Below are 12,196 nucleotides of genomic sequence, written 5' to 3'. Positions count from 1 at the left end.
GCAGGTAGGTTCGGGGAGTGAGCGCCAACCGGGACAAGCAGAGCACCCACCCTGACGACAAGTTGCCCATCCGCATGCTGCACGACCGTGTGCTGGTGCGGCAGGACGCCGCCGAGGGCGAGCGGCGTTCCGGCGGCGGCATCCTGATCCCCGCGACGGCGGCCGTCGGCCGGCGCCTGGCGTGGGCGGATGTGGTCGCGGTCGGGCAGAACGTACGGACGGTGGAACCGGGTGACCGTGTCCTGTACGACCCTGAGGACCGTGCCGAGGTCGAGGTGCGCGGGACGGCGTACGTGCTGATGCGCGAGCGGGATCTGCACGCCGTGGCCGCGGACCGTTTCGAGGGCTCCGAGGACTCGACCGGCTTGTACTTGTAGTTGTGGGTGCCGTTGCCGTTGCCGTTGTGGTTGTGGTTGTCGTGCGTGGTGGTTGTGGCTGTAGTGCGTGGGGCGTCGGGTCGAATCTGGCGGGGGACCCTGGAGTGGACCGTAGGTCAGGCATCTGACCTGCGGTTTCTTTGTTCTGTTTCTCTTGGGGGGAGGCGGGCGATGGGAGTGCCCCTTGGCCTCGGTCACCTAGGATGACAAGCCGCAGCGTTCGAATGAGTGCACAGCTGCGTTCACCGCCAGGAGAATGCCCATGGGCGCCGAAGAGGCCGTGCATACACCGCCCGTCAGCCGCGTCCTGGATGCCCAGTCGGCGGGGCCTATGGTGCCGCGCATGGTGCTGGGCGCACGGTTGCGGCGCTTGCGGGAGGAGAAGAACATCTCCCGTGAGGTCGCGGGCGAGGCCATCCGCGCCTCTCAGTCCAAGATCAGCCGAATGGAGTGGGGCCGCCACGGGTTCAAGATGCGCGACGTGGCCGATCTGCTCACTCTCTACGGAGTCACGGACGAGGCCGACCGCGCCACCTTGGTGGCTCTGGCCAAACAGGCCAACACCGCCGGCTGGTGGCAGCCGTACAGCGACTTGGTGCCCGGCTGGATGCAGGCCTACCTCGGGGCCGAACAGGCAGCGAGTCTCATCCGCTGCTTCGATGCCCAAGTCGTTCCGGGCCTCCTGCAGACTCCCGACTATGCTCGCGTCGCCATCCGGCTCGCCCATCCAGGCGCTTCCGTGGAGGAGATCGACCGGCGCGTCACGTTGCGGATGAAGCGTCAGCAGGTCCTGCACCGGCAGCGAGGGCCTCAGCTGTGGGCCGTGATCGACGAGGCGGCGCTCCGTCGCCCGGTGGGCGGCATCGGCACGATGCGCGACCAGCTCCGGCATCTGATGGAGATCTGCCAACTCCCGCAGGTCACCGTCCAGATCATGCCGTTCCTGGCTGGTGGCTACGCCGCGACGGGCGGTCCGGTGACCATCGTGCGTCTGCCCGGCGGTCAGTTGCCCGACATGGTCTACCTCGAACAGCTCGCGAGCGCCCTCTATCCCGACAAGCCGGCCGAGATCGAGTACTACTGGGATGTCATGAACCGCCTGGTCGTCGAGGCCGAGTCGCCGGAGGCGACTCGAACGATCCTCCACCGCATCCTCCAGGAAACCTGATCGGGGCCGATCAGGAGTGCGATGCCCGATGGAGTCCGTGTCCGTCGTCGCGCCCGGCAACTGGCGGGCACCGAGCGAACGCCGCGTCAGCGGCGGACGCCAAGTGACCCTGTGGCCAGCGGGATTCAGCGCTTGAGGGCGACGCCGCCGTACTGATGTACCTCCGCCGGGAGGCCCAGGGCTTCGGTGTCGGGGCGCCATCGCGAGCACGATGCCACGCCCGGTTCGAGCAGTTCCAGACCATCGAAGTAGCGCGCGATCTGCTCAGGGCTGCGGAGGATGTACGGGATCGAGCCGCCCTCGTTGTACTGCTGGATGGCGTTGACGTAGGCGGCACTGGTGCTGGTGCTGTCGTACTGCACGAGGTAGCTGCCGGAGGGCAGAGCGTCCACCAACTGCCGCACGATTGTGCGTGCCTCGTCGTGGTCTTCGATGTGGCCCAGGATGCCCATCAGCATGAGGGCGACGGGCTGGTCGAAGTCCAGCGTCTTCGCGGCTTCCCGCACGATCGTGCTCGGATCGCGCAGATCGGCGTCGATGTAGTGGGTGACGCCTTCGGGGGAGCTGACGAGCAGCGCACGGGCGTGTGCCAGGACCAGAGGGTCGTTGTCGACGTAGACGATCCGGCATTCAGGGGCCACCCGCTGGGCGATCTGGTGGGTGTTGTCCACGTTGGGCAGTCCGGTGCCTATGTCCAGGAACTGCCGGATCCCCTCCTCGCCGGCCAGGTGACGGACGGCTCGGGCGAGGAAGTACCGGGCGGCGCGGGCTCCGGTCTCGATTGCCGGGAAGATCTCGCGGAACGCGTCACCGGCTACGCGGTCGACCTCGTAGTTGTCCTTCCCTCCCAGCCAGTAGTTCCAGATCCGGGCCGACTGCGGCACGGATGTATCGATTTTGGGGAGCGCCTCCTTTTTGGAGAGCACATCGTTGGCAGAGGTCTTGGAGGTCTTGGAGGTCTTGGAGTTCTCTGGTTCGTCAGTCATGGACACTCCTCCGTGTACGTCGTGTTCCCCGGGGCTCGTATCAAGTAAATCCCAACGACGGTAACGGAGTTGAACGGGTGTCTGCTGCTGGTGGCCGTGGTGGGGCTGAAGGTCTCCTCCGGCCACTGAGGCCTGGTTACGGTTTTCGGGTCGCGGGCCGGTTCAGTGGCCCGGCCCCCGCGATCGCCCCCACGTCCGTCCCACCCGTGTCCGTCCCCCCGTCCGTCGTTCCGCCGTCGGCTGTGGTGCCGCCGTCCGCGGTTCCGCCAGTGGCGGTCGTGCCGCCGTCGGTGGTGCCGGTGGTGGTGGTTCCGCCGTCTGTGGTGGTGCCGTCCGTGGTGGTGCCGCCTGTGGTCGTGGTGGTGCCGCCGTTCGTCTGGCCCTGGGTCTGGCCGTTCGTCTGGCCCGGGGACTGGGTGGGGGACTGTGTGCCGCCGGTCGTCGTGCCGCCGTTGTCCTGGCCGCCGATGGCGGGGGGCTCGGTGGTGGGCTCGTCGGTCGGGGGTTGCGGTTCCTCGGCGCCCGGCTGGAGTTGGAGGTCGAAGTCGGTCGCCTCGGTGCCGTCCAGAGCGGCCTTGGTGAACTGGGCCCAGATCTGCGCCGGAGGCCCGCCGCCGTTGATGCGGGCCTGGCCGAGGGCGCCGTACAGGGACTTGTGCGCGCCGGTGTCGGGGTCCTGGCCCATGACGGAGACGACGGTGGCGAGGTCGGGGGTGTAGCCGGCGAACCAGGCGGCCTGGTCCTCCTCGGCGGTGCCGGTCTTGCCGGCGGCGGGCCGGTCGGCGCCCTGGGCCGCGGTGCCGGTGCCGCCGTCGACGACGCTCTGGAGCATGGACGTGGTCGTGTCGGCGGCCTCGCGGGTCACCACCTGCTGGGTGTCCTGTTTCGGCAGCTGTACGTCCTGCGCGCCGTCATTGGTGATCTTGTCGACCAGGGTGTACGTGCCGTGCTTGCCGTGGTTGGCGAGGGTGGCGTACGCCTCGGTCATGTCGAGGACGCTGGCGGTGGCCGGGCCGAGCGCGATGGAGGGCGTGGCGGTCAGGTCGGGGGTGGTGGCGGGGAGTCCGAGGTCGATCGCCGTCTGCTTGACCTTGGCGGGGCCGACGTCCACCGCCATCTGCGCGTACACCGCGTTCACCGACTTGTCGGTGGCGGTGCGGACGGTGATGTCGCCGTAGGAGACGCCGTCCTCGTTCTCGGGCGCGTAGGTGCCGCCGTTCCAGCCCTCCACCGGGCGCCGGTCGGTGCCGTCGTAGACCGTGTTCGGGGTGATGGTCCGGCCGTCCTGGGTCTCTGAGTCGTTCTGGACGGCCGAGGTGAAGACGAAGGGCTTGAAGGTGGAGCCGACCTGGTAGTCGCGGCGGGTGGCGTTGTTGACGTACTGCTGGGTGTAGTCGATGCCGCCGTACATCGCGACGACCTTGCCGGTGGAGGGGTCGATGGCGACGCCGCCGGCGCGGACGTAGGTGTCGACCTTGCGGTTCTCCTTGTCGAGCTTGTCCGTCACCTGGTCGTTGACGGCCTTGACGAAGGCGTCCTGTCTGGGTTTCTGGATGGTGGTGGTGATGCGGTAGCCGCCGGTGGCGAGGGTGTCCTCGTCGATGACCTTGTTGGTGGTGAGGTAGTCCTTGACCGCCTGGACGAGGTAGCCGCGCTGGCCGGACATGCCCGCCGAGCCCTTGGCCTCCTTCGGCGCGGGGAACTTGACGGCGGCGCGGTCCGTGGCGCTCAGCCAGTCCTTCTTGACCATGCCGTCGAGTACGTAGTTCCAGCGGGCCTCGGCCGCGGACTTGTTCTCGGGGTGCGCGATCACGTCGTACTCGCTCGGTGCGTTCAACAGCGCAGCCAGGTAGGCACCTTGACCCACCGTCAGGTCGATGGCGTCGACGCCGTAGTACGCCTGGGCGGCGGCCTGGATGCCGTACGCGTTGCGGCCGAAGTAGCTGGTGTTGAGGTAGCCCTCGAGGATGTCGTCCTTGCTCTTCTCGCGGTCGAGCTTGATGGAGATGAAGAACTCCTTCACCTTGCGGCTGACCGTCTGCTCCTGGCCCAGGTAGTAGTTCTTCACGTACTGCTGGGTGATCGTCGAGCCTGACTGCTTGCCCTTGCCGGTGGCCGTGTTCCAGGCGGCGCGGATCATCGCCTTGGGGTCGACGGCCGACTCGGAGTAGAAGTCCCGGTCCTCGGCGGCGAGTACCGCGTGCTGGGCGTCCCTGGAGATCTGCGCGAGTGTCACGTTCTCGCGGTTGACCTCGCCGTCGCGGGCGAGCTGGCTGCCGTCGGCGTAGAGGTAGACGTTGCTCTGCTTGGTCGCGGCGGCGTTCGCGGGCGGGATCTTGACGAGGTAGTAGCCGAGTGCGAAGAGGCCGATCAGGAGCAGGATCGCGGTGAGGAAGGTGCCGAGCGCCATGCGCCAGGTGGGGATGATCCGCCGCCAGCCGGTGCGCTTGCGCTTCTGCTTCTTCTGCTTCCCGCCGGGCGCCGGCTGCGGCGCGGGCCCAAATCCCAGTCCCTGACCAGGTCCTTGACCCGGTCCCGGTCCCGGTCCCGGTCCCGGTCCCGGTCCCTGACCCTGACCAGGTTCCTGTCCTCGTCCCGGGCCCGGGTGCGGTTCCCTCGGCGCCCAGCCCTGGCTGTTCTGTTGCGGCTGCGGCTGCGGCTCGTCGCTCATCTGTTCGCCGGACTCCCGTTTCGCGTCGTACGTTCCCGTACGCCCTCGTACGCCTGTTGCGCCCCCTCTTGAAGACTCTCGCACCATGCGTTCCGTTCCCTCACCTCGGCACGCGTCGGGCCCGGAAAATGCCTGGCGGGGTGGGGCACCCGGCGGCTAGGGTCGTGCGCTTCGGCCTTGACGCGCTGAGGGAGGGCCTCTTTGTGGGCACAGGGCGGTTGTACGTCGCCGTCGCCGTCGGCGGCTTCCGTCGGTACGCCACCTATCGGGTGGCCACTGCGGCGGGCCTGTTCACCAACACCGTCTTCGGGCTGATCCTGGCGTACACCTTCATCGCGCTCTGGGACGAGAAACCGCACCTCGGCGGCTACGACCAGGCGCAGGCGCTCACCTATGTGTGGCTCGGGCAGGGGCTGCTCGCGGCGGTGGCGGTGATGGGCGGCGGTTTCGAGGACGAGCTGATCGAGCGGATCCGTACGGGGGACATCGCGATCGACCTGTACCGGCCCGTCGATCTGCAGGTGTGGTGGCTGGCGCAGGACATGGGCCGGGCGCTGTTCCATCTGCTGGCGCGCGGCGCGGTCCCGCTGGCGTTCGGCGCGTTCTTCTTCGAACTCGCGCTGCCCACCGACCTGTTGACGTGGATCGCGTTCATGGTCGCGGTCGCCCTCGGGGTGCTCGTCAGCTTCTCGATCCGCTATCTGGTGGCGCTGTCGGCGTTCTGGCTCATGGACGGGGCGGGCGTGGCGCAGATGGCCTGGATCCTGGCGATCTTCTGCTCGGGGATGGTGCTGCCGCTGAACGTCTTCCCGGGGGTGCTCGGCGAGGTCGTACGCGCCCTGCCCTGGTCGTCCCTGATCCAGGCGCCCGCGGATGTGCTGCTGGGCACGGCCGATCCGCTGGGTACGTACGCCTTCCAGATCGCCTGGGCGCTCGCGCTGCTCGCGACCGGGCGGCTCGTGCAGTCGGCGGCGACGCGGAGGGTGGTGGTGCAGGGTGGCTAGCCAGGTCGAGGGGCGGGTGGCGGATGCCTCGTGGCCGGCGCCCAGGCAGCGGGCGTACGCCCGGGTGCGTGACGGGTTGCGCGCCTATCGCATGATCGCCGCCATGTGGATCCGCTCCACGATGGCCTACCGCGCCTCCTTCGCGATGACCCTGTTCGGCAACTTCGTGATGACCGGCCTGGACTTCGTGACGATCCTGCTGATGTTCTCGCAGGTCGACTGGCTCGGCGGTTACTCGCTTCCGGAGGTCGCCTTCCTGTACGGCCTCGGGGGTACCGCCTTCGGGCTCGCGGACCTGGGGTTCGGCACGATGGACCGGCTGGGTCGGCGGGTGCGCGACGGTACGTTCGACACGCTCCTCGTGCGGCCGGTGCCCGTCCTGGCCCAGGTCGCCGCCGACCGTTTCGCGGTGCGCCGTATCGGCCGGGTCACCCAGGGGCTGCTGGTCCTCGGGTACGCCCTCGTCGCGCTCGACATCTCCTGGACGCCGCTCAAGGTGCTGCTGATCCCGCTGGCGCTGCTCAGCGGCGGTGCGATCTTCGGGGCCGTGTTCGTGGCGGGCGCGGCTTTCCAGTTCGTGGCGCAGGACGCGTCCGAGGTGCAGAACTCCTTTACGTACGGCGGCAGTACGCTCCTCCAGTACCCGCCGACCGTCTTCGCGAAGGACCTGGTGCGCGGGGTGACGTTCGTGTTCCCGCTGGCCTTCGTCAACTGGCTGCCCGCGCTGTATGTGCTGGGGCGGCCCTATCCGCTCGACCTGCCGACGTGGGTCGCCTTCACCCCACCGCTGGTGGCCGCGGTCTGCTGTGTGCTGGCGGGCCTTGCCTGGCGGGCGGGACTTCGTTCGTACCGGAGCACGGGGAGTTAGGGGATTTTCTTGTACGCCGATGTAGACGTGGACAGTGGCTTCATCGTGCTCGAAGGGGTCGAGAAGGTCTTCGACGTGCGCAAGAAGACCGGGTTCCTGCGCAGTGAGCGGCGGCAGGTGCGGGCGGTCGACTCGATCTCCTTCACCGTGCCGCGTGGGCAGATGGTCGGCTACATCGGTCCGAACGGTGCCGGGAAGTCGACCACCATCAAGATGCTGACCGGCATCCTGACCCCGAGTGGTGGCCGGCTGCGGGTCGCGGGCATCGACCCGTCGCGCGAGCGGACCCGGCTCGCGCAGCGCATCGGCGTCGTCTTCGGGCAGCGTACGACCCTGTGGTGGGACCTTCCGCTGATCGACTCCTACCGGCTGATGCACCGCATGTACCGGATCCCGGACGCCCGTTACCGCGAGAACCTCGACCGGTGTGTCGAACTCCTTGAGCTGGGTGCCCTGTTGGACGTGCCGGTGCGTCAACTCTCCCTGGGGCAGCGGATGCGCGGTGACATCGCGGCGGCTCTGCTGCACGATCCTGAGGTGCTGTACCTCGACGAGCCGACGATCGGGCTCGATGTGATCAGCAAGGCGCGGGTGCGGGAGTTCCTGCGTGACCTGAACGCCGAGCGCGGTACGACGGTCCTGCTCACCACCCATGACCTCACGGACATCGAGCAGTTGTGCAAGCGGGTGATGGTCATCGACCACGGGCGGCTGATGTACGACGGGGCGCTGTCGGGGCTGCACGAGGTGGGGGAGAGCGAGCGGACGCTGGTGGTGGACCTGGAGCGGGAGCTTCCGCCGATCGAGGTCGGCTTGGCTCGGGTGGTGAAGGTGGAGGGGCCGCGGCAGTGGCTCGCGTTCCCGGCGGCTCAGTCGGCGGCTCCGCTCGTGGCGCGGATCGCGGCGGAGTATCCGCTGGTGGACCTTTCGGTGCGGGAGCCGGACATCGAGGCGGTCATCAGCCGCATGTACGCGGAGAAGGCGGTCTCGTAGGCTGCCTTCCATGAGTGAGCCTGTGCCTTCCGAGGGACGCGACGACGGGCGGCTGACGCCGCGGGAGTCCGGACTCCCCGACCCCGGACTCCCCGACCCCGGACTCCCCGACCCCGGGCTCCCCGGACCCGAACTCCGGGCTTCGGATGCCGACCGGGAGAGAGTCACCGAAGTGCTGAGGGACGCCCTCGCGGAGGGCCGCCTCGACATGGAGGAGTTCGAGGAGCGGCTGGAGGCGACGTACAAGGCGCGTACGTACGGGGAGTTGGCGCCGATCACCCGTGATCTGCCGGCCCCGGGCGTGACGCCGCCCGTGGTGAACATGGTCAAGCAGCCCGCCGGGAGCGGGACGGGGGGCTGGGCGGACCGGATCGTCGGCGGCGAGGGTTCGTCCTCGTGGGGTGTCGCGATCATGGCGGGTTTCCAGCGCAAGGGGCGCTGGACGATGCCGAAGCGGTTCAACTCCTTCGCGTTCTGGGGCGGTGGTGAAATCGACCTGCGCGAGGCGTACTTCGCGGACCGCGAGGTGGTCGTCAACTGCGTCGCGATCATGGGCGGTATGAACGTCGTCGTACCGCCCGGTGTCGAGGTCGCCGTGCGCGGCATCGGCATCATGGGCGGCTTCGACCACCGTGAGGAGGGTGTCCCGGGCGAGCCGGGTGCCCCGCGGGTGGTCGTCACGGGCTTCGCCTTCTGGGGCGGTGTGGGCGTGGAGCGGAAGCTGACCCGCGCCGAGCGCCAGCGCCTGAAGGAGGAGCGCCGCCAGGAGAAGCTGGAGCGGCGCGAGGCCCGCAAGGAGCTGCACGGTTCACGCGGCGACCGCGACGGTCTCGGCGACGCGTTCGACGTGCTGGACGAGGCCCGCGACCTGGTCCGCGAACGGCACGAGGAGCGCCGGGAACGGCATCAGGAGCGGCGCGATGAGCGCCATCGGCGGCGGCACGGGGGCCATTGACGTCCGGCTGCGGCTGCGGCTGCGGCTCCGGCTTTGGCTTTGGCTTCGGTGCACCCGGTGTGTGACCTGTCGGGTGTCGGTGCACCCGGTGTGTGACCTGTCGGGTGTCGGAGCACCCGGTGTGTGACCTCTCGGGTGCTCCGCCGCTTGGCGTGATCGGCGCGTGCGAAAGGCGGTCGGCCCCTACGTCGTGGCCGTCACCGATTGCGTCAGTGATCCCAGGTCGAAGACCTCCGCCATCCGCTTGTATCCCTTGTCACTGGGATGCAGATGATCGCCGGAGTCGTAGTCCGGGCGGAGCCTGCGCGGGTCGTACGGATCCTGTAGCGCCTCATCGAAGTCGACCACCGCGTCGAACACCTTTCCCGCCCGGATCTCCGCGTTGATGGCCTGGCGTACGGCCTCACGCGGGTCGGAGTAGCCGCCGGACCGCTGGAACGGCATCAGGGTCGCCCCGATGACGACGAGTTGGTGAGCGTGCGCCTGTCGGACCAGCGTGCGCAGTCCGGCGGTGACCGTCCTGGCATTGGCCTTGTTCGGGTTGCGCAGGAGGTCGTTGATGCCGAGGTCGATGACGACGGCCTTGACGTTCGGGCGGCCGAGGACGTCGCGGCCGAAGCGGGACAGGGCGCTCGGGTTCTCGGCCGGGCTGCCGGGCCGGGAGGTGAGGAGCTGGTTTCCGCCCATGCCCTGGTTGACGACGCTGTAGCGGGGCGCTCCGTCGTCGGCGGCGGCGCGGAGCCGGTCCGAAAGGTAGTCGGGATAGCGGTGGTTGGCGCCCACGGTGGCGGTGCCGCCGTCGGTGAGGGAGTCGCCGAGGGCGACGATGGTGCCCACGGACTCGTCGCTGAGCACGTCGACGGCGGTCAGATAGCGCCAGTACCGCGTCTCCTCGGTGTACGAGACTCCGCTCACCTCGCCCGAGAGGTCGCCTTCGGCGGCGTAGGAGATCTGGCGTGCGTGCGGGTGGAAGGTGACCGGGCCCGACCGCGTCGGCGAGAACGTGGTGACGAGCACGTCCGAGTCGCTCGGGATCCGCACGGTCACCGCGTCGCTCAGCACCTGCTGCCCGGGGGGAATGACCACGGAGATGTTGCCGCCGAAGGTGAGGCGGGTCATGGTGCCCGCCGCGGCGGCGGCGCTGTTCGCGGTCGCCGCGACGGCGATCGTGGCGTGCGTGATGGCGAGACGCTGTCGTCCGTAGAGGTTGGAGAGCGTGATCCGGGCACTCGTTCCGCTCGCGCTCGTGTGGATGATGTTCCGGACCGATCGGCCGGCCATGCCGTTGGTGGCGGTGCCCGGCTCGGCTCCGGCGGGGGAGGCCGACCAGGCGCCGACCCAGATGCCGGTGGAGGCGGGAGCGGCGGTGCCTCGCGGGGACCGGGGGCCGGCGAGGTTGCTCTGTCCGCCGCGCTCGTCGGCGGCGACGCCGACGTATATGGCGGCGGAAACGACCACGACCACGGCGACGATCCCGGCCAGCAGGGCATAACCACGACGCTTGGTCATGCGGTGCGTTTCTCCTCGGGCGAGGGGAGCCCGAGGCTCCGGTGCGATCACCCCATGATGCGTCATGGGCCGGGCGAAACCGCCACACTCGTGCAACTTCAGCCGGAACTCTGCCCCGCGGGCAGCCGCCGGGAACTCCTGTTCCGTTCCGGGAGTCGGTCAGGAAGGGACAATGTGTACGGGGGACGCGAACGGGTGGAGTGGATGGAACGTACGAATCCGGAAGAAGCGGGCGCGGATGCCGATGGGCAGCATGCCCTGCCGGAGGCCGCGATGAACCGGGAGGGGCCGCCCAAGGCCGACGCGCGCCGTGCGATGACCTCTTTCAGCCCTGCCGACGAGGAGAAACAGCGGGGCGTACGCCGGATGAAGGCGACGGCGGTCGGCCTGCTGCTCTTCGTGGCGGTCGTGTACGTCCTCGCCAAGTGGGCGTCGAACGAGGGCGCGGGCCCGTGGGCCGGGTACGTCGCCGCGGCCGCCGAGGCGGGCATGGTCGGCGCGCTCGCCGACTGGTTCGCGGTGACTGCCCTTTTCCGCCACCCACTGGGGCTGCCCATCCCGCACACGGCGATCATCCCCACCAAGAAGGACCAGCTGGGCGTCTCGCTCGGTGAGTTCGTTGGGGAGAACTTCCTTTCGGAGGAGGTCGTACGGGGTCGGCTGCGCGCCGTCGGCATCGGCAGCCGTCTCGGTGCCTGGCTCGCCGAACCGGAGCACGCCGACCGGGTGACGGCGGAGCTGGCCGCCGCACTCCGGGGGGCGCTGACCGTGCTGCGCGACTCCGACGTGCAGGCGGTGGTCGGCGAGGCGATCACGCGGCGCGCGGATGCCGCCGAGATCGCGCCCGGCATAGGAAAAATGCTGGAGAAGATCGTCGCGGACGGTGGCCACAAGCGCGTCGTGGACCTGGTCGTGGCGCGTGCTCATGACTGGCTCGTCCTGCACGACGCGCAGGTCATGGACGCGGTGCAGGGCGGCGCCCCCGGCTGGACCCCGCGGTTCGTCGACAAGAGGGTCGGCGAGCGTGTCTACAAGGAACTGCTCCGCTTCGTCACCGAGATGCGTGACGCCCCCTCGCACCCGGCCCGCGGCGCCCTGGACCGTTTCCTCACCGACTTCGCCTCCGACCTCCAGTCCGACACCGACACCCGGGCCCGCGTCGAGCGACTCAAGGGCGAGGTCCTCGGCCGCGGCGAGGTCCAGGACCTGATCGCGTCCGCCTGGACCGCCGTACGGTCCATGATCGTGTCCGCCGCGGAGGACGAGCGGAGCGAGCTGCGGCTGCGGGTGCGGGCGTCGTTGCTGTCGCTGGGTGCCCGGATGGCGGTGGAGCCCAAACTCCAGGCCAAGGTCGACGGCTGGGTCGAGGGCGCGGCGGTGTACGTCGTGACGACGTACCGGCGCGAGATCACCTCCCTGATCACCGACACTGTCGCGAGCTGGGACGCCGAGCACACGACCCGGAAGATCGAGGCCAACATCGGGCGTGACCTGCAGTTCATCCGGATCAACGGCACGGTGGTGGGGTCGCTGGCGGGGCTGCTGATCTATGCGGTGTCGCGGGCGTTGGGGGCGTGAGCGTCGGCTGCGGGTCGGGGTTCGGCGTCGGGTAGCGCGCCCGGCGACCGGCAGGCCGCGCGCTGTTCGACGGGCGTGAGAAGCACA

At 69.2% G+C, this 12,196-nt stretch carries 10 protein-coding genes; 7 read left to right on the top strand and 3 right to left on the bottom strand.

Annotation, left to right across the window (positions count from 1 at the left end):
- The first annotated feature begins 74 nt into the window (after window positions 1–74).
- On the top strand, window positions 75–377 hold the full coding sequence (locus tag ACIPC1_RS31955; RefSeq protein WP_326790934.1) for a co-chaperone GroES: 303 nt from the start codon (window positions 75–77) through the stop codon (window positions 375–377).
- A 262-nt stretch (window positions 378–639) separates the two neighbouring features.
- On the top strand, window positions 640–1,545 hold the full coding sequence (locus tag ACIPC1_RS31950) for a helix-turn-helix domain-containing protein (RefSeq protein WP_402523270.1): 906 nt from the start codon (window positions 640–642) through the stop codon (window positions 1,543–1,545).
- A gap of 125 nt (window positions 1,546–1,670) precedes the next feature.
- On the opposite strand, the gene ACIPC1_RS31945 is transcribed toward ACIPC1_RS31950, so the two are convergent.
- Entirely contained in the window at window positions 1,671–2,531 is an 861-nt protein-coding gene (locus ACIPC1_RS31945) for an SAM-dependent methyltransferase (RefSeq protein WP_402523268.1), read from the bottom strand.
- Between the two features lie 136 nt (window positions 2,532–2,667).
- Window positions 2,668–5,202, bottom strand: a complete 2,535-nt coding sequence (locus ACIPC1_RS31940) for a transglycosylase domain-containing protein (RefSeq protein WP_402523266.1) — start codon at window positions 5,200–5,202, stop codon at window positions 2,668–2,670.
- Between the two features lie 203 nt (window positions 5,203–5,405).
- Here ACIPC1_RS31940 and ACIPC1_RS31935 point away from each other — a divergent pair, with 203 nt between their 5' ends.
- The 4 genes from ACIPC1_RS31935 to ACIPC1_RS31920 are packed head-to-tail and all read left to right on the top strand — an operon-like array spanning window position 5,406 to window position 9,022.
- Complete coding sequence (locus ACIPC1_RS31935) at window positions 5,406–6,206, top strand: ABC transporter permease (RefSeq protein WP_402523264.1); 801 nt, start codon at window positions 5,406–5,408, stop codon at window positions 6,204–6,206.
- Window positions 6,199–7,074, top strand: a complete 876-nt coding sequence (locus ACIPC1_RS31930) for an ABC transporter permease (protein WP_402523261.1) — start codon at window positions 6,199–6,201, stop codon at window positions 7,072–7,074. Before ACIPC1_RS31935 ends, ACIPC1_RS31930 begins: the two co-directional genes overlap by 8 nt.
- 9 nt (window positions 7,075–7,083) lie before the next feature.
- Window positions 7,084–8,067, top strand: coding sequence for an ATP-binding cassette domain-containing protein (locus ACIPC1_RS31925; protein WP_402523259.1), 984 nt, complete (start codon window positions 7,084–7,086; stop codon window positions 8,065–8,067).
- Between the two features lie 10 nt (window positions 8,068–8,077).
- A complete protein-coding gene (locus ACIPC1_RS31920; RefSeq protein ID WP_402523257.1) occupies window positions 8,078–9,022 on the top strand; it encodes a DUF1707 domain-containing protein in 945 nt (314 codons plus the stop codon).
- Between the two features lie 183 nt (window positions 9,023–9,205).
- Here ACIPC1_RS31920 and ACIPC1_RS31915 read toward each other — a convergent pair whose 3' ends face one another.
- Entirely contained in the window at window positions 9,206–10,531 is a 1,326-nt protein-coding gene (locus tag ACIPC1_RS31915; protein WP_402523255.1) for an SGNH/GDSL hydrolase family protein, read from the bottom strand.
- 174 nt (window positions 10,532–10,705) lie between these two features.
- Between ACIPC1_RS31915 and ACIPC1_RS31910 the strand changes: the two genes are divergently transcribed.
- Entirely contained in the window at window positions 10,706–12,109 is a 1,404-nt protein-coding gene (locus ACIPC1_RS31910; protein WP_402523253.1) for a DUF445 domain-containing protein, read from the top strand.
- Window positions 12,110–12,196 lie beyond the last annotated feature (87 nt).

The sequence above is a fragment of the Streptomyces sp. NPDC087263 genome, from assembly GCF_044744645.1.
GTDB lineage: Bacteria > Actinomycetota > Actinomycetes > Streptomycetales > Streptomycetaceae > Streptomyces.
This window is presented reverse-complemented; position numbering and strand designations above follow the sequence as displayed.